Genomic DNA, 18,934 nt, shown 5'->3' on the forward strand with positions numbered 1-18,934 from the left:
TGCGACGATCCCGCGCAAAAATGCCGGGCATAGGCATGCTTCCTTCTCTTGACGACGCCTGGCAATGATGTCAGTTGTCTTACAACATTGCCTTGTTTGACCTGTGCCGCACCGCGACGGATTGGAGAACCGAATGCTGAATTTCGACGAAGAACGCTTCCTCAAGATCCAGGGTGGCGCAGTCGCCTTGCGCCAGCGTCTCGACGACGTCATATCGGAATGCCTTTCAGCGGGCGCCGAGAACATCTACTTCCTCGGAACCGGCGGTGCGGCGATCCTGATGCAGCCGGCGGCCCAGTTGCTGCAACGCCGCTCCCGCTTCCCTGCCTTCATCGACATGCCGGCAGAGCTGATCCTTGCAGGCTCGGCGAACCTGACGCCGAAGTCCATCGTCGTCATGCCGTCGCTTTCCGGCACGACCAAGGAGAGTGTCGCCTTGCTTACGCGTCTGAAGGAGATCGGCGCGACCGTGATCACGCTGGTCGGCCACGCGGATACGCCGCTCGGTCAAGGTGGCGACCATGTCTTCGTCAATTTCGCAGAAGACGATACGTCCTGCGAATCCTTCTATCTGCAATCCCTGTTCATTGCCCTTTCGGTCATGCGCCACCGGGGCGAGATCTCCAACTACGGGGAGATCGCGGGCGAACTGGAGCGGCTTCCGTCCCTGCTGCTTGAGGTGAAACGCGCCTTTGAACCGAAAGCGGAAGCATTTGCCCGGAAGCTTGCGGCGGCCGACTATCATATCATCACCGGCGCTGGAAACGTCTGGCCGGAAGCCTTCTATTACGGGATGTGCATCCTGGAAGAGATGCAGTGGATCCGCACCCGTCCTGTGCACGCCTCCGATTTCTTTCACGGCACGCTCGAACTGATCGACAAGGGCGTGAGCCTCATCCTGTTCAAGGGTGAAGACGAGCTGCGGCCTTTGGCAGAACGGGTGGAAAACTTCGCTCCGGCTTACACCGAGGCGATGACGGTGCTCGATACTGCGGACTTCGACCTGCCCGGCATCTCGCCCGGCGTCCGCGCGTTGATTTCGCCGGTTCTGCTGGCCACCGTGCTCGAGCGGATCAGCGCACATCTGGAGGTGATGCGCAATCATCCGCTTACCACGCGTCGTTACTACAAACGCGTTGCCTATTGAGGCTGACGAGGCATGAAGGATCGCGCGGCTTGTCTTGCGCGATCCCCTTGTGCACGGCAAGAAGGGGGAATGACCATGCTCAGATTTGCCGCTGTCGGCGACAATTGCATCGACCGCTTCCACCCCTCAGGCCTGTCGCTGATCGGCGGCAATGCAGTCAACGTGGCCGTGCAACTGGCACGCCTGGGTCATGAAGCCCACTATTTCGGTGCCGTCGGCGACGACGCGGACGGTCGCCGCACACTCGACGAACTGGCCTCTCACGGCGTGAACATCGACAACGTCCAGCGCAAGCCCGGGCAAACGGCCTTCACCGAAATCGACATCCTCCCCTCCGGCGAACGCATTTTTGTGCACGAGGATTTCGGCGTTTGCGCCGGTTACCGGCCAACCGCGGCACAAATCGAAACGCTGAAGTCCATGGACCACGTGCATATCGGGTGGATGGACGATCAAGGGGCGCTGCGCGAAACACTTTGCGATGCAGGCGTGAGCGTGTCGCAGGATATCTCTGTCAATGCGGACGCGCGAAATCTTGCCGTTTCAGGCGTCTCCGTCGCCTTCGGCTCGGCCGGCGAAGACGCGTCCGTGGCTTACGCCATGTTGCGACGGTTGATCCTGGAAGGCGCCGGTCTGGCGGTCGTCACGCGCGGCGCGAAAGGCGCCTCCGTCAGTGATGGCGTCCACACTGCGACGGCAGGCACCGAGCCCGTGGATGTCGTCGACACCACGGGTGCCGGCGACAGTTTCATCGCCGGGTTTCTTTCGGCCCGCATCGCAGGCTCCGACTGGGACACATGCCTGGAAAGCGGTCGCAGGCTCGCCGCCCAAACCTGTGGCCATCTGGGCGGGTTCCCGCAGCATCACCTCGCCCAATACGCCGGCGATTGACCGCAAGGAGTTTGCCGATCAAGCCGGAACAGGGTTGCGCATCTGTCCGGGTGTCTTGCCATGAATGCTCTTGAAGACCCGGTTGAAATGGGAGGTATTCTCGAAGCCGACCTGCAGGGCGATGTCGATCAGCGAGGCATCCGTCTGGGCAACCAGCATCTTCGCACGCTCCATACGCAGCCGCATATAGACCTTGGCGGGGGATGCCTTCAGTTCCTGGGCAAACAGCCGTTCGAGCTGACGCCGCGACAGGCCAACCGAGCGGGCGAGCTGATCGATGCTGAGTTCGCTTTCAAGCGTTTGCTCCATCAGGATCAGCACGGCCTTGATGCGCGGATCCTCGCATTCGATGGTCAAAGGCCGGCGCACCTGGATATCCCGGTTGGACCGCGCGCGTTCGATCTGCAAAACCTCCAATGCATTTCGCTCCGCGTCGTGGCCGAGATATTGGCGGACGATAAAGGCCGCGAGATCGGCCGAGCTGCTGCCACCGGCACAGGAACCGCGTCGCCGGTCGAGGTTGAAAAGCCGGTCCGAGCGAACATCGAGATCCGGGAAACGTTCGCGGAAGGCCTGATAGTGCAGCCAGCTGACGCAGCTCTGATGGCCCTTCATCAGGCCGGCTTCCGCCAGGATGAAGGTGCCGGTACACAGCCCGATCAGCGGTACTTTCTGGGCGTCGGCGCGCTTGAGGAACTGCACCGTGTCCGCATCGACCGCCGCCTGCTGACCAAGCAGGCCGCCGACCACGACGATATAGTCGAAACGGCCCGGATCGACGAAATCACTGGTGGGAGCAACCTGAACGCCGCAGCTGGAGGTGATCAGATGACGTGTGCTGCCCAGCACCTGCCAATCGGCATTGACCCGGCCGGAGCGATCGAACTCGTCGCTGGCGAGCCGGATGGTGTCGATGAACAGGGCGAATGCCGACAACGTGAAGGCGCGCGACAGCACGAAGGCGATCTTCAGCTGTGGTTTTGTGGTGCGCTGCGCCATACCCATGGGTTTACAAGATCCCGGCCTGTTCTGTTCGTCCCGTCTTAGCTGATCCGAGCTTTCGATCCTAGGTGAGCCCGCGTCCCGTCTTTGAGTTTCTTTCCGTCATGTACAGGTGGCCGACCGTCTTCCCGTCCGATGGCGACACCTTGCTCCGCAGACCTTGAAATTTACGATCCGGGCCCCATATCTACAGAGTAGTTACCGAGATGAAACGGGCCGTTTCGAGGCGACGACCTTGACCATCCGCCCGGACCGACACGTGTCGACGTCTTTTTCCCGATCCTGCTTCCGGATCTTACTCCAGCACCGCGAGGAATTATCATGTCGATCCATCGATTTACCGTCGGCCAAGCCGTCCGTCTGACCAATCTTGCAGTCCTGTCGCCCAAGGCGGCATCGACCTACACCGTCCAGGCTCCCCTGCCCGCACGCGACAACAGCCCGCAATATCGCCTCTATAACGAGGAGTTCAAACAGGGACGTGTCGCGATGGAACGGGATCTGGAGCCTGTATTGCTCGCCTGACGCTCACGACCTGCACACCATAAGAAAACACCGGCCGGGAGACCTCGGCCGGTGTTTTTGTTTGCGGACGAGACGCTGAACGCGGCTCGAATCAGGCGTTTCCGCCGGCCAGATAGGCCGCAATGACAGCGGCGACCTGATCGGAGTTCATCACGCCCATCTGATGATCCATCAGAGCTCCGAGCTGGTTGCTCGACAGATGCGAGATATCGTCCGTCGACAGGCCAGAGATACCGCTGGCGCTGAAGGCGGCGATGTCCTCGGCCGAGAATGTCGCAAGATCTTCCCGCTCCAACGCTGCAACCTGTGCCGAGGTGAGTGCCGCAACCTGGCCCGGCTTCAGCACTTCCGCCTGAGCGGTGTTCAAGGCGGCAATCACCTGCGTGCTCAGCCCGGCAATGGCGCTGGAGCTGAGAGCCGCGATCTTCTCCGTGGACAGCAAGGCGATGTCATCCGTGCCGAGACCTGCGGCCTGGACGGCTCCCATGGCACCAATCTGCGCCAGGGAGAGCGCCGCAACCTGGGCCGTGCTCAACGCCGCAACCTGGTTGTAGGTCAGACCGGCGATCTGGCCGGTGGACAGTCCGGCGATGTCACCGGTGGACAGCGCTGCAATGACCGCTGTCGACAGCCCCTTGATGGCCGACACGCCGATCACTGCAAGATCGGCCGACGACAGGGCTGCAATATCCTGCGTTCCGAGACCCGCCAGACCGTTGGCGCTCAAGGCTGCAATCTGCGTGGTCGAGAAGGCCGCGATCTGGTCGACGCTGAGTGCCGCGACCTGGGCGCTCGACAGGCCCGAAACACTGGCTGTGCCCAAGGCCGCGACCGCGCTGGTGGTGAGGCCGGCGATGAAGTCCGTCGACAGGCCGGCAATTCCCGACGAACTGATGGCGGCAATCTCGGCGGCGGTAAAGCCTTCGAGATCGGAAATGCTCAATCCCGACAGTGCGCCCGAACTCAGGGCCGCGATCTGGGGGATCGACAAGGCGCCGATCTGTTCGACGCTGAGTGCGGCCATCTGCGTGCCGGTCAGGCCGGCAATGCCGGCCGCACTGATGGCTGCGATCTGCGCCGTCGAGAACGAACCCAGGTCGTCCGTGCCCAGAGATTCGATCTGCCTCGATGTCAGGGCTGCGATCTGCGCCGTGCTGAGGGAATCGATCTGCTCTGACGTCAGTGTGGCGAGTTGCGTGGTGCTGAGGCCAGCAACGGCTGCCGTGCTCAGCGCGCCGACCTGCGCCGGCGTCAGGCTGGCGATCTGGGCGGTCGAAAAACCTTCCATTGCGCCGGCGCTGATCGCAGCAATGTCCGCTGACGAGAAGACGCCGAGATCATCCGTCCCCAGGGCTGCAATCTGCCGTGAGGTCAGGGCCGCTACCTGCTTCGGCGTCAGAGCCTCCACCTGGTCGATGCTCATGGCGTTGATCTGGGCGGTCGACAGACCCGCGATGCCGGTCGCCCCAAGGGCTGCGATCTGGTTTGTCGAGAAGGCCGCGATCATGCCTGTCGACAGGCCGGAAATGGCGGACGAACTGATGGCCGCCATGTCGGCCGTCGAGAAGGTCTCGATGGCGTTGATGGTCAGCACCGCGATCTGCGCGGAGGTCAGAACCGCCACCTGGTTCGAGGTGAAGGCCTCGATCTGGTCGATGTTCAGGGCCGCGACCTGCGCGGTGGATAGCGCCGCCACCCCGGCGGTGCTCAGGGCCGCGATCTTGGCGGTCGACAGTATCGCAAGATCGTCCGTGCCAAGCGCCGCGATCTGCCGGGACCCGAGAGCTGCGACCTGCAGCGTGGTCAGCGCCTCGACCTGGAGGGTGCTGAGTGCTGCAATCTGGGCGGTCGACAGGCCGCTGATGCCACCGGTCCCGAGGGCCGCAATCTGTTCGGTGGACAGAGACGCAATGGTGTCCGTGGAGAAGCCGGTCACGGCGCTCGAGCTGATCGCCGCGATGTCGGCGATCGAGAACATGTCCAGGTCATCGGTGCCGAGAACGGCAATCTGGCCAGACGTCAGGGCGGCAACCTGGGCCGTGGTCAAGGCCTCCACCTGTCCGGCGCTGAGGGCGGCGAACTGCGTGGTGCTCAGCGCGCTCACGGCGGCCGTACCGAGGGCCGCGATCTGCATCGTCGTCAGCGCTGCAAGGTCAGCGGAGTCGAACACCGCAATCTGGCGGGTGGTCAGCGCCGCAATCTGGTCGGTCTTCATGGCCTCGATCTGCTGCGTACCGAGAGCATTGATCTGCAGTGTCGAAAGCCCGGAGATACTGCCCGCGCTGAACGCGGAAATCTGGTCAGGCGTCAGGGCTGCAAGCACGGCGGTCGGGATGCCCGAAATGGCACCGGATGCAATCGCGGCAAGATCAGCGCTCGAGAAGACGCGGTAGTCCTCGCTGCCAAGGGCTGCGATCTGCATCGAGCTCAAGGCGCCAATCTGGGCCGGGGTCAGCGCTTCGACCTGATCCGACAGCAAGGCCTGGATCTGAGTTTGAGTGAGACCCGCCACGCCCGTGCCACTGATGGCGGCGATCTGCTCGGTCGAGAGCACCGCGATATCATCGGTGCCGAGGGCAGAGATCTGGCGCGAACCGAATGCGGCGATCTGAGCCGTCGTCAGGGTATCGACCTGTGCGACACTCAGGGCCGCGATCTGGGCGGTGGACAGGCCCGCGATCACGCCGGTGCTCAGCGCCATGACCTGCTCGGCGGAAAGGGCCGCTATCTGTCCGTTCGCCAGACCGGCAACGGCTGCCGTGTTGATGGCGGCGATATCCGCCGTCGACAAGACCGCGATGTCATCCGTGCCAAGAGCCGACAGCTGGCGTGAGCTGAGCGCGCCGATCTGGCCCGTGGTGAGGGCCTCGATCTGCCCGGTGCTCAGGACACTGATCAAAGAGGTGGAGAGACCGGCGATGCCCTGCGCACTGATTGCGGCTATCTGGGTGGTGGAGAAGGCGGCGATGCTGGTGGTGGTGATGGCGGCAATCTGGCTTGAGCTCAGTGCCGCGATCTGCGCCGTGGTGAGTTCCGCCACCTGGGCCGGGGTCAGGCCGCTCAGCTGCGTTGTCGACAGGCCGCCGACGCCACCGGCGCTGAAGGCCGCGAGCTGGTCGGCAGAGAGAGCCCCAATCAACTGCGACGTCATTCCTGTGACGGCGCTGGAGCTGATTGCCGCGATATCGGCCGTCGAGAACACGGCAATGTCGTCTGTGCCGAGGGCCGCAATCTGCTTGGAACTCAGAGCGGCCACCTGGGCCGGCGTCAAGGCCTCAACCTGCGCCGTGCTCAAGGCCACGATCTGCGCGGTGGAGAGGCCACTGATGCCGCCGGCTGTGAGTGCCGTCACCTGGCCCGTGGAAAGAAGAGCGATCTTGTCGGTGCTGAGCACCGCGATCTGAGACGACGAGAGGGCTGCAATCTGCGATGAGGTCAAGGCGGCGATCTGGCCGGAGGTCAAAGCCGCAACCTGCTGGGTCCGAAGCCCGCCGATGCCTGTCGCCGTCAGTGCGGCCACCTGTGCGCTCGACAGCGACGCGACGACGCTCGGAGACAAACCACCGATCGCGACGGATCCGAGGGCTGCGATATCCGCAGTCGAGAAGGTCGCAATGTCCTGGCTGGTCAGCATGGCCAGCTGTCCAGAGCTCAGCGAACCCACCTGGCTGCTGGTCAGCGCTTCCACCTGGCTGGAGCTCAGCGCATCGATCTGACTCGAGGACAGGCCGGCCACGGTGCCGACGCCGAGGGCTGCGACCTGGCTGGTCGACAGCGTCGCGATGGTGGCGCTGGCGATCGCACCAATCTGCGCGGACGTCAGTGCCGCGATCTGGTTCGTGCTCATCGCACCAAACTGCCCGACATCGATCGCCGCTACCTGCTTGGTGCTCATGCCGACAATGCTGGCCTTGGTCAAAGCCGCCACCTGGGCCGGGGTCAAGGCAGCGATCACGGCCGTCGATAGACCGGAAATGGCTCCGGAGCCGATCGCGGCGATATCCTTCGTGGCGAAGGTCGCGATGTCATCGGTGCCGAGTATCGCAAGCTGGGTCGAGCTCAGCGTTGCCACCTGATTGGCACCGAGAGCCTCAAACTGAGCGGTGGTCATGGCATCGAGTTGCTTGGTCGAGAGGCCGGTGATGGCACTTGTGCTCAACGCCTCGACCTGAGCCGTGGACAGGGAGGCGATAACGGTGGGTGTGAGGCCGCCCACTGCCGCAGCGCCTATCGCCGCGATTTCCTTGGTCGAGAAAGTCGCGAGATCGTCAGGCCCCAGGGCCGCCAACTGGTCCGACGTCAAGGCTGCAACCTGCATGGTCGTCAGGGCTTCAGCCTGGCCGGACGTCAAAGCCGCAATCTGAGCCGTGTTGAGCGCAGCCACAGCTGCGGTGTTCAGCGATGCGATCTGGAGTGTCGAGAGCCCCGCGATCGTACCCGTTGCCAGGGCGCCAATCTGCACCGTGCCGAGGGCTGCCATCTGCTTGCTGGTCAAGGCGGCGATCTGGTTCGATCCGAGGGCGGAGACCTGATTTGTCGTCAGCGCCGCAATCGTGCTGCCGCTCAATGCAGCAACCTGCTCGGTGGACAAGGAGGCGATTACCGCAGCTGAAAGGCCTGCTATCGCAGACGGAGTGATCGCGGCAATGTCCTTGGTTGAGAAGACGGCCAGATCATTCGAATCGAGGGCTTCCAGCTGTGTGGAACTGAGATAGACGACCTGAACATTCGAAAGGGCTGCCACCTGGTCGGTGCTGAGTGCTGCAATCTGTGCGGATGTGAGGCCGCCGATGCCGGCGCTGCTGAGCGAGAGGACCTGGGAAGTCGTCAGGTTGGCGATGTTCGCGGTCGATAGCGCTGCAATTTGCTTTGAACCCAAGGCAGCGATCTGCTTTGTCGTCAGCGCGGCAACCTGATCGGAGGTCATGACCTCAATCAGTTCGAGCGGCAGCTTTGCCATTGCTGCGACGTTGAGGGCCAAGACCTGCGCCGTCGAGAGAGATTGAAAGCCTTCTTTGGTGAGGCCCGCGATGGCATCACTCGTCAAGGCGGCGATCTCCAGTGTGGTGAAGGTCGCGAGATCATCCCCACCCAAGGCGGCCACTTGCGAAGACTTGAGCGCCTTCACCTGTCTGTCTGTCAGGGCCTGCACCTGGTCTGTCGACAGGGCCCGTACCTGCTCTGCGGTCAAGCCACCAACACCCGCCACACTCAAAGCGGCGATCTGGTCGGTCGACAAGGTTGCAAGGGCTGTCTTGCTGATGGCTGCCACCTGAGCGGCGGTCAGAGCTGCAATCTGCCTGGTGGACAAGGCGCCCAGCTGGTTGGTTCCGAGCGCCTCGACCTGGCCGACGGACAAAGCGGCAATGGCGCCCACTGTCAGAGCGGCAAACTGTGTGGTCGGGAGCGCTGCGAGAATGCCGGTGTTGATACCGGTCACGGCCTGACCCGTGATTACAGCCATGTCCTCTTGCGAGAAGGTTGCAAGGTCGGCAGCGTCGAGCATACCGAGCTGGGCGGATGTCAGCGCCTTGACCTGGGCTGTCGTCAGCGCTTCAACCTGGGCGGTTGACAAGGCCTCGATCTGGTCGCTGGTCAGTCCGGGAATGCCGACGGCGCTGAGGGCCGCGATCTGGTCGGTCGACAGCACGGCAATGGTTTCAGCACTCAGAGCTGCCAGTTGTCGCGCGTTCAAAAGCCTGATCTGGGATGTCGTCAAAGCCGACACCTGTGCGGTGTTCAAGACGGCGATTTGCGACGTTGAGAGGTTGATGACCGAACCGATATTGAGAGCAGCGATCTGCGCTGTCGTCAGAGCCGCGATGTGATCCGTGCTGAGCCCGGACATTGAGGCGCTAACCAGGGCTGCAATCTCAGCCGTCGAGAAGGTTGCGATGTCATCGGTCCCGAGCGCGCCCAATTGCTTGGTACTCAGGGCTTTCACCTGGTCTACCGTCAGAGCCGCAACCTGGCCGGTGGAGAGGGCATTGATCTGGTCCGTCGACAGGCTTGCCAGTGCCGAGGTCGAGAGGGCCATCATCTGTGCCGCCGATAGCGCAGCGATACCATTCAGGCTCAGGCCCAAGACCGACTTGTTGGTAATCGCCGCAATATCAGCCGTGGACATGGTGGCAATGTCGTCGGAGCCGAGTGCTGCCAACTGGTCCGAGCGCAAGGCCCGGACTTGTGAGGAGGACAAAGCCTCCACCTGCGCGGTCGAGAGGGTGCGGACCAAAGTGCTGGACAGACCGGCGATCCCGGCCGTGGTGATGGCTGCGATCTGCGTTGCACTCAAGGCTGTGATATTGTTTGTCGTGAAGCCGATGATCTGGCGCGAGTTCATCGCGCCAATCTGGGAGGTGGATAGGACTGCAACCTGGGCAGAGGTCAAGGCGCCGATCTGCTTGGTGGTCAATCCGGAAACGGCACCCGTATTCAAGGCCGTGATCTGGTCTGCGGTGAGCATCACCATGGTGTCGGTGGACAGGCCGACAACGGCCCTGCTGGTCAGCGCGGCAAAATCGTCCATCGAAAATGTGGCGATCGCGGCCGTCGAAAGTGCAGCGACCTGAGCTGAAGTCAGCGCCTTTACCTGGATAGTCGTCAGTGCCTCGGCCTGATCTGTCGTCAAAGCGCCGATCTGTACGGGCGTAAACCCTGCCACAGCGCTGGTCCCGAATGCTACGATCTGGTCGGTGGTGAGGCTTCCGAGAACCGCCGTGGTTATGCCGGCCACGGTCCTGCTGGACAGCGCGGCAATTTCCGCTGTGGTGAATGTCGCCAAATCGTCTGCACCCATTGCACCGATCTGGGCCGCTGAGAGGGCCTTAACCTGGGTGATTGTCAAAGCCTCGACCTGGCTGGTCGACAGGACGCCGATCTGGAGCGTCGACAGACCGGCGATAGCATTGGTGCTGAGCGCGGCAACCTGAGCGGTGGTCAACGCGGCCACATTACCCGTCGACAACTGCACGACCTGCTTGCCCGAAAGGCCGGCTATCTGCTGCGCTGTCAACGCTGCCGTCTGGTTCGAGGTCAGCGCGGCCAACTGACTGGTCGTCAACATGCTGATGCTGCCCGTATTCAAGGCAGCGATCTGGTCGGTGGACAAGATGGCGATGGCTTCAGTCGACAAACCGACGATGGCTCGACTGTTGATGGCTGCCATATCAGCCGTCGAGAATGCGGCAATGTCTTCCGTGCCCAAGGCGGCAAGCTGTGCCGCCGTCAGCGAAGAGACCTGACCGGGAGTGAGCGCCGCCGCCTGCGCGCTCGAAAGGCCGGCGATCTGGCCGGGCGTCATTTTACCGATCACATTGATATTGAGGTTTTCGATGTCGTACTGATCCAGCACCGCGAGCTGGTCGAGCGTCAGGCCGACGATCGCCGACTGCGAGATCGCCTTGAGCTGCTGGGTGCTCATCACATCGACGTCTTCAGTATCCAGCGCCGCGATCTGTCCCGACGACAAGACACCGATCTGCTGGGTGGTGAGCGAGGCCACATCTTCCGTCGACCAGGCCGCGACCTGCGTTGTTGTCGCGGCCCGGATCTGGTTGAGACTGAGGGAGGAAATCGTGGTGCTCATATACAAAATCCGTGATGCTATGTTGTCATCAAAATCATCGCCCGCGCCACAACGGCAGATCGCGCGTGTCCACCAATGGACAAGACTCTTAGGGAGCTGGGCTTGCCTGAGACTGGAGCGAGGACTTGCGGGCGCAAGACCGGCGCCCGGACACGCATAACGCGCTCTGAATGGGTGACGGAGGAGACCCCTGAGACGGCCTGATGCTGCCGGGTACGTGTCCGACAAACCGCAGAAACGACAACGGCGCCTCCACAGGGAGACGCCGTTGTCGTTTGTCACGTGTCGTCGCGCGGCGCGGCCAAGGCCGCGCCGGATTTATTAGATCGCCTGGTAGGCGGCAATGATCGCCGTGATCTGGTCCGTGGTCATCGCACCGACTTGCGTGCCGGTGAAGGCTGCAAGCTGAGCGGACCCCAAGCTTGCAAAGTCTCCGGTTTCGAGACCGGTGATCGCCTTCGTGCTGATCGCTGCGATATCCGCGGTCGAGAAGGTCAGCAAGTCGGCCGTTGCCAGGGCTCTAAGAGCGGCGGAACCGAGAGCTGCAACCTGACCGGTGGTCAGAGCTTCAACCTGCGCCGTGCTGAAGGCGTCGATCTGCGCGGTTGTCAGAGCGTTGACCGCAGCCGTACCGAGAGCCGCAACCTGAGCGGTGGTCAGAGCAGCAACGCTTGCCGTGGTCAGAACCTTGACCTGATTGGAGGTGAGCGCAGCGGTCTGGGTCGTGGTCAGGCCCGCCACCTGGCCGGTGGTGAGGACGCCGATCTGGCCGCTGCCGAGCGCGGCGATCTGGGCGGTGGAAAGGCCCGCCGTCTGGGCCGTGGTCAGAGCTGCGACATTCGCGGTGGACAGACCAGCCAGAGCCTTGGTGCTGATCGCCGCGATGTCTGCCGACGAGAAGGTCGCCAAGTCATCGGTGCCGAAGGATGCCAGAGCGGCGGAGCTCAGGCCTGCGATCTGCGTGGTCGTCAGGGCGTCGATCTGGGTCGTTGTGAGAACCCCAATCTGAGTGGAGCTCAGAGCAGAGATCTGCGCAGTTCCCAGGCCGGCCACCTGCGCAGTGGTCAGGGCCGCGATGCTCCCCGTGCTCAGAGCAGCAAACTGTGTTCCCTTCAGCCCTGAGAGCTGAGCGGTGGTCAAGGCTGCCGTCTGTGTCGTCGTCAGTGCGCCTAGCTGAGCCGTCGACAGGCTCGACAACTGGGTGGACGTCAGGCCGGCCAGTTGCGCGGTCGTCAGAGCAGCCACGTTGGCGGTCGACAGACCAGCAAGCGCCTTGGTGCTGATTGCCGCGATATCTGTCGATGCGAAGAGAGCAAGGTCATCAGTTCCCAGTGCGCCGATGGCAGCGGAGCCGAGCGAACCGATCTGCGTCGTCGTGAGGGCATCAACCTGGGCAGTCGTCAGAGCGGACACTTGAGCCGAAGTCAGAGTTGCAATGGCCTTGCTATTGAGGACCGCAACCTGGCCGGTCGTCAGCGCAGCGACATTCGCCGTGTTGAGCGCTGCGATCTGGGTTGAGCCAAGACCACCCACCTGCGTGGTGGTCAGAGCGGCAACCTGACCGGTGGTCAGAGCGCCGAACTGCGTGGAGCTGAAAGCGGCGATCTGGGTCGACGAGAGCGAAGCGGCCTGTGCTGTCGTGAGACCAGCGACGTTAGCCGTCGACAGGCCGGCGATGCCCTTCGAGTTGATGGCGGCGATTTCAGCCGTCGAGAATGTCGCCAGATCGTCCGTGCCAAGTGCAGCGATCGCCGCAGAACTCAGGCCGGCGATCTGGGTGCTTGTCAGCGCGTCGACCTGTGCCGTTGTCAATACAGCGACCTGGCCAGAACTCAAAGCCCCGAGCTGGGCAGAGCTCAGTGCTGCGACCTGAGCGGTCGACAGGATTGCGACGTTTGCAGTCGACAGACCCGAGATCGCTTTGGTGGAGATCGCGGCGACGTCGAGGCTGGAGAACAGGGCGATATCGTCCGTTCCGAGAGCGGCCAGATCTTCGGAGCCGAGAGCGGCAACCTGTGCCGGGGTCAGGGCTTCGACCTGAGCGGTCGTCATGGCGGTAAACTGCGCCGAGGACAGAGCACCGACGGCAGCAGAACCGAGGGCGCTGATCTGGGCCGTGGTCAGGACAGCGAGGCTTGCGGTGCTGAGGCCACCCACCTGCTTCGAGCTCAGAGCACCAACCTGGCCCGTCGTCAGGCCAGCGGCCTGCGCGGTGGTCAGGGCACCCAGCTGCGCGGTGCTCAGTGCAGCCATCTGGGCCGTGGTCAGACCTGCGGTCTGTGCGGTTGTCAGGCTAGCAAGCGCCGCCGTGGTCAGGCCGGAGATAGCCTTGCTGCTGATGAGCGCGATGTCCGCCGAGTCGAAGGCAGCAAGGTCGTCCGTGCCAAGGGCGGCAATCGCTGCCGAGTTGAGACCGGCGATCTGGCCGGTGGACAGGGCTGCAATCTGGGCGGTCGTCAGGGCGGCCATCTGAGCGCTGCTCAGCGAAGCCATGGCCTTGGAGCTCAGGGCAACGATCGCTGCTGTGGTCAACGCGGCAAGATTTGCGGTGTTCAGGGCGGCGATCTGCGAGGAACCGAGACCGGCAACCTGCGTGGTCGTGAAGGCTGCAGCCTGGGCCGTGGTCAGCGCGCCGACCTGGGTCGAAGTCATAGAGCCAACCTGCGACGACGTGAGAGCCGCAACCTGGGCGGTGTCAAAGGAGCCGAGGGCTGCGGTGGTCAAACCGGCGATGGCCTTGGAGCTCAGGGCAGCGACATCGTCGGTGGAGAAGGTGTCGATGTCATCGGCCATCAGAGCGCTGAGCTGAACCGAGTTCAGGAGGGCGAGCTGGCCGGTCCCGAAGCCGTTGATCTGTCCGGTATTGAAAACATCTATCTGTGCCGAAGACAGACCGGCGATCGCCTTGCTGCTGAGTGCACCGATCTGAGCGGTCGTCATGTTCTGCAGCTGGGTCGTGCCGAGCGCCGCAGCCTGGGTCGAGCCAAGGGCGGCGACCTGCGCGGTAGAGAGTACGGCAACGCTGCCGGTCGCAAGCGCACGTACCTGTGTCGTCGATAGGGCAGCAACCTGCGCAGAGCTCAGGGCTGCAGCCTGGGCCGTCGTCAGTGCAGCAACTGCTGCGGTCGAGAGACCGGCGACAGCCTTGGTGCTGATGGCGGCAATTTCTGCCGTGGAGAAGGTGGCGACATCGTCGGTGCCGAGAGCTGCCAGTGCTGCCGAACCGAGGCCGGCGATCTGGGTGCTGCCAAGCGCGTCGACTTGAGCCGTGGTCAGCGCACCGATCTGGGCGGAGGACATGGCGCCAAGCTGAGTCGAACTCAGGGCTGCGACTTGAGCAGTGGTGAAGGCCGCCACACCGGCGGTCGACAGACCAGAGATCGCCTTGCTGGAGATTGCAGCGATGTCCTGAGTTGAAAAGAGGGCAAGATCATCAGTGCCGAGAGCTGCGAGGTCTTCAGAGCCGAGGGCGGCAACCTGCGCCGGCGTCAAGGCTTCGACCTGAGCGGTCGTCAGGGCGGTAAACTGCGCCGAAGTCAAGGCGGCGACAGCGGCAGATCCGAGGGCGGCGATCTGGCCGGTGCTCAGAACCGCCAGATTAGCGGTGCTGAGCGCCGTAATCTGGGCAGAACTCAATGCTCCGAGCTGGGCGGTCGTCAGACCCGCGGTCTGGGCCGTGGTCAGCGCGCCGAGCTGCGTCGTATTCAGCGCAGCGACCTGCCCGGTGGTCAGGCCGACTGTCTGTGCGGTGGTGAGCGAACCAATCGCAGCCGTTCCGAGGCCGCCGATCGACTTGCTGCTGATGATGGCGATCTCTGCCGAAGTCAGCGTTGCGAGATCGTCGGTACCGAGCGCACCGACTGCAGCGGAGCTGAGGGCAGCCAGCTGGCTGGTGGTGAGGGCTGCAACCTGGTCCGTGGTGAACGCTGCGACCTGCGCGCTCGACAAGGCAGCAATCGCCTTGGAGTTCAAGGCTGCCACGGCAGCGGTAGACAGGGCGGCGACGTTAGCCGTGTTCAGAGCCGCCATCTGGGTCGACCCGACACCGGCGGCCTGCGTGCTCGTCAGAGCGGCGGCCTGGGTGGTGCTGAGCGAGCCAATCTGCGTCGAGGTCATGACACCGAGCTGGCCGGTGGTCAGGGCGGCGATCTGGGCAGTGTCGAACGAGGCCAGAGCGGTTGTCGTCAGGCCGGCAAAGCCCTTGACGTTGATCGCTGCAATTTCGTCAGTGGAGAAGGTGTCGACGTCGTCGGCCAGGAAGGCAGAGAGCTGCGTCGAGCTCATGACGGCCAGCTGGCTGGAGGTCAAGCCGGCAACGTTTGTGTTCAGCGTGTCAATCTGGGTGGAGCTCAGGCCCGAGATCGCCTTGGTGCTGAGGGCGCTGACCTGGGCCGTCGTCAAGCTCTGGATCTGCGTGCCTCCGAGAGCGGCAGCCTGGGTCGAAACGAGAGCGCCAACCTGTGCGGTCGAGAGAGCGGCCACGTTGCCTGTGCTGAGGGCGCGAACCTGGGCGGTCGTCAGTGCTGCAACCTGCGATGTCGAGAGGCCGGCGAGCTGTGCGGTGGTGAGAGCTGCAATGTTGGCGGTTGAAAGACCGGTGATGGCCTTGCTGCTGATCGCAGCGATATCGGCAGAATCAAGCGTTGCGAAATCTTCTGTCGCCAAGGAGGAAATGGCGGTGGAGGTCAGTGCACCGATCTGCGTGCTGGTCATTGCAGCGATCTGGGCGGAGGAGAGGTTGCCGACCTGGGCGGAGGAGAGAGCTGCAATCTGGCCGGTGCCGAGGGCGCTGATCTTGGCGGAGTCGATGACGGCAAGCTGAGCAGCGCTCAGGCCCACCATCGAGGTTGCCGAAACCGCGCTGAGCTGCGACGAGGTCAGGACCGCGAGGTCCACCGTCTCCAGCGCTGCAATCTGCGCGGACGAAAGGACCTTGATCTGGGCGGAAGACAGGGCCGCCATGTCTTCGGTGTTGAGCGAGACGATGGTGGCCGTGGAGAGGGCCTTGATCTGAGTGGTGGTCAGAGAGGTGATGATCGAGGTCATTTACGCGCGCCTTTGACGTTGCGATTTGCAGATGTCATTCCCCTGCCGCCGCGATGTGAAAGGGATTTATAACCCTGCCACCGCAGACCCAGGCGCATCCTGCACCTGCTGGCGATTTAGCCCTTCGATGCGCGCCATCATCGGCGGTCGTCGAACGGGTGTCCTAGCGGACTGAAACTTGAGGTAAAACATGGCTTGCTATGAAGCCGGAACGCGGGAGGCATCATGCATTCGAGATCCGGGGAGATCTCTAATCCTGCGCTTTCGAAGGTCATGAAGTTCCTGCTGCCGCAAAAACCTCTACCGAATTCTATCGCTCCATACTTATCCTGAGTCGGAGGACCGAAGAAGCCTTGATGTAAACCTTGCATTCAGATTCTAAGATTCAGTTAATTGCCGTCCTGAAACGTCGCATTTTCCCATCAGGCAATTATTGAGAAACACGATGCTTGAACATCCACTCAGATACCGCGACCCATGAAGCAACAATCGCGGCGATACTGATGCATCATACCTAAATTTCGATCTTCTGATTGCTCCACCTCTTTTCATCGCCGCATGCAGAGGCAAGCCCAAAGCAAGCTAGCGCCGCTAGATGAGATGACGCGCGATGGCGCCCGTGTCAATTCGAGCCTCTGGCTCCAACCTTCGTGGAATGTCCAGATCATGGATCATGCACCCGCCCAGGATAATGCTTCGCTGTTTACCGCCCTGTTGTTGCGCGCCCGCAACCAGCAGCTCCCGCTGGGCGAACTGTTCCAGGTTGCAGAGACCTTGAGCGCCGGCGGCCAGCGGGTGCTGGCGGCCGAACTCTACAAGGCGTGGATCGCTTACAACGACAGCAATCCGCTTTTGCATTTCGTCTACTTCAACTATTCCGTCACACTGCGGCAGATGGACGACCTTGCCGGTTCCATCCAGGCGCTTCAGGCGTGCCTGCGGATCAATCCGCAATTCGGCCAGGCTCACATCAATCTCGGTCGCGCCATGGAAGACAGCGGCCTGACGCTGCAGGCGATCCAGCAATGGCGGGCCTATGCAGAGCAGACGGCTGAGATCACCGCCGAGCGGTCGAGCCACCGGTTGATGACACTGCAGCATATCGGCCGCGTGATGGAGGGGGCCGGCCTGCTGGAGGAAGCAGAGACGGCCCTGTGGCAAGCCATCGAGTTGCGGCCGGACAAACCCGAGGCCGGACAGCACTGGCTGTCGCTGCGCCAGCATCAATGCAAATGGCCCGTCATCGTCACCTCCGAGCATGTCACGGCACGCAATCTCGTCGATGCCATGTCGCCGCTTCCGCTCGGCTGCTACTCGGACGACCCTCTGTTCCAGCTCGCCAAGGCCTATCGCTACAACACCTTCCTCGTCGGCCGCCCCGACACGACCGGCTTCACCCGCCAGACGCCACGGATCAAGAGCGGCACGGGTCAACGGCTGCGCATCGGTTACGTCTCGTCCGACCTGCGCGATCATGCGGTCGGCTTCGCGCTGCGTGAAGTGCTCGAGCTGCACGACAAGAGCCAGGTGGAGATCTTCGCCTATTATTGTGGCGAAGCCCGTACCGGCGACGCCACCCAGGACCGGATCAAGGCTGCAGTGGACGGCTGGCGCGACATCGCATCGATCACCGATCTTCAGGCGGCAAACCAGATCGTGGCCGACGAGATCGACATCCTCGTCGACGTCAACGGCTTTACCAAACATGCCCGCACCAAGATTTTTGCCTACCGCCCGGCACCCGTGATCGTCGCCTTTTGCGGTTATCCCGGCTCAATGGGCAGCCCCTATCACCAGTATCTCATCGCCGACGATCAGATCGTGCCGCCGGAAGCGGAAATCTACTACACTGAGAAGGTATTGCGGATCCCCTGCAACCAGCCGATCGACCGCAAGCGCGTCATCGCCAAGACACCGACACGCACGGAAGCCGGACTGCCGGAAGATGCCTTCGTCTTCGCCTGCTTCAATGGCATGCAGAAGATCACGGCGCCGGTCTTCTCGCGCTGGATGGACATCCTTCTCGCGACACCGAACAGCGTGTTGTGGCTTCTCGGCGGACCTGACGTCGTCAACCAGCGCCTGCGCACCCTGGCGACAGAGCGTGGCGTGGCGCCGGAACGGCTGATCTTCGCGCCCAAGGCCGCCAATCCGCATCACCTCGCGCGCATCGCGCTCGCCGATCTCTTCCTCGACACCTTCCCCTATGGCGCCCATTCGACGGCGGCCGATGCGATCACCATGGGTCTGCCCGTGCTGTCGCTGCCGGGCAAGACCTTCGCCTCGCGCTTCTGCAGCAGCATCGTGGTTGCGGCCGGCATTCCCGAACTGGTCTGCAGCTCGCCCAACGACTACGTCGCCAAAGCGATTACCTATGCCCGCAATCCGGCAGCCCTCAAGGTTGTCAGACAGTCGCTGCAGGACCAGCGCGACGGTAGTGTTCTGCGCGACATCCCTGCCCTCGTTCGTCGCCTGGAAGAGCTCTTCTGGCAAATGCAGGGTGAATGCGAGCGGGGCGAAACGCCGGTTCCCGACCTGACAAACCTCGATGTCTACTACGAGATCGGCGCGGAGCTGATGCTCGAAAACACGGACTTTCAGGATGAGGGGACCTATCGCCAGCGCTACCTGGAGAAACTTGCCCGGTGGAATGAATTCTCGCCGCTTCCCCGCGACCCACGCCTTTGGACAGGCCCTTCGGCCTGAGCCCCTCCGTCAACAACGGATCGGACTGC

Annotated in this window: 7 protein-coding genes; 4 read left to right on the plus strand and 3 right to left on the minus strand. The window is 62.8% G+C overall.

Going from position 1 to position 18,934, the window contains the following annotated elements:
* Positions 1 to 133 precede the first annotated feature (133 nt).
* Together DMY87_RS03505 and DMY87_RS03510 are read left to right on the plus strand one after the other, a co-directional pair.
* Positions 134 to 1,147 (plus strand): SIS domain-containing protein, encoded by a 1,014-nt coding sequence (locus DMY87_RS03505; RefSeq protein WP_110789872.1) that lies wholly within the window; start codon positions 134 to 136, stop codon positions 1,145 to 1,147.
* 69 nt (positions 1,148 to 1,216) lie between these two features.
* Entirely contained in the window at positions 1,217 to 2,038 is an 822-nt protein-coding gene (locus DMY87_RS03510; RefSeq protein WP_110789873.1) for a PfkB family carbohydrate kinase, read from the plus strand.
* A gap of 18 nt (positions 2,039 to 2,056) precedes the next feature.
* On the opposite strand, the gene DMY87_RS03515 is transcribed toward DMY87_RS03510, so the two are convergent.
* Complete coding sequence (locus DMY87_RS03515; protein WP_425353467.1) at positions 2,057 to 3,037, minus strand: GlxA family transcriptional regulator; 981 nt, start codon at positions 3,035 to 3,037, stop codon at positions 2,057 to 2,059.
* A gap of 324 nt (positions 3,038 to 3,361) precedes the next feature.
* Here DMY87_RS03515 and DMY87_RS03520 point away from each other — a divergent pair, with 324 nt between their 5' ends.
* Complete coding sequence (locus DMY87_RS03520; RefSeq protein WP_110789875.1) at positions 3,362 to 3,565, plus strand: hypothetical protein; 204 nt, start codon at positions 3,362 to 3,364, stop codon at positions 3,563 to 3,565.
* A 91-nt stretch (positions 3,566 to 3,656) separates the two neighbouring features.
* On the opposite strand, the gene DMY87_RS03525 is transcribed toward DMY87_RS03520, so the two are convergent.
* Entirely contained in the window at positions 3,657 to 11,153 is a 7,497-nt protein-coding gene (locus DMY87_RS03525; RefSeq protein WP_245408813.1) for a beta strand repeat-containing protein, read from the minus strand.
* A gap of 321 nt (positions 11,154 to 11,474) precedes the next feature.
* Positions 11,475 to 16,199: a beta strand repeat-containing protein gene (locus DMY87_RS03530; RefSeq protein WP_110789876.1), complete on the minus strand. Its 4,725-nt coding sequence runs from the start codon at positions 16,197 to 16,199 to the stop codon at positions 11,475 to 11,477.
* 666 nt (positions 16,200 to 16,865) lie between these two features.
* Between DMY87_RS03530 and DMY87_RS03535 the strand changes: the two genes are divergently transcribed.
* Positions 16,866 to 18,905: an O-linked N-acetylglucosamine transferase, SPINDLY family protein gene (locus DMY87_RS03535; protein ID WP_110790365.1), complete on the plus strand. Its 2,040-nt coding sequence runs from the start codon at positions 16,866 to 16,868 to the stop codon at positions 18,903 to 18,905.
* Positions 18,906 to 18,934 lie beyond the last annotated feature (29 nt).

This window comes from Peteryoungia wuzhouensis, from assembly GCF_003205195.1.
Taxonomy (GTDB): Bacteria; Pseudomonadota; Alphaproteobacteria; order Rhizobiales; family Rhizobiaceae; genus Allorhizobium; species Allorhizobium wuzhouense.

What these genes read in the sequence shown, in the direction of transcription:
- DMY87_RS03515 (WP_425353467.1), bottom strand. Translation starts at nt 3,037, where the DNA reads ATGGCGCAGCGCACCACAAAACCACAGCTGAAGATCGCCTTCGTGCTG.
- DMY87_RS03520 (WP_110789875.1), top strand. Translation starts at nt 3,362, where the DNA reads ATGTCGATCCATCGATTTACCGTCGGCCAAGCCGTCCGTCTGACCAAT.
- DMY87_RS03530 (WP_110789876.1), bottom strand. Translation starts at nt 16,199, where the DNA reads ATGACCTCGATCATCACCTCTCTGACCACCACTCAGATCAAGGCCCTC.
- DMY87_RS03505 (WP_110789872.1), top strand. Translation starts at nt 134, where the DNA reads ATGCTGAATTTCGACGAAGAACGCTTCCTCAAGATCCAGGGTGGCGCA.
- DMY87_RS03510 (WP_110789873.1), top strand. Translation starts at nt 1,217, where the DNA reads ATGACCATGCTCAGATTTGCCGCTGTCGGCGACAATTGCATCGACCGC.
- DMY87_RS03525 (WP_245408813.1), bottom strand. Translation starts at nt 11,153, where the DNA reads ATGAGCACCACGATTTCCTCCCTCAGTCTCAACCAGATCCGGGCCGCG.
- DMY87_RS03535 (WP_110790365.1), top strand. Translation starts at nt 16,866, where the DNA reads ATGGATCATGCACCCGCCCAGGATAATGCTTCGCTGTTTACCGCCCTG.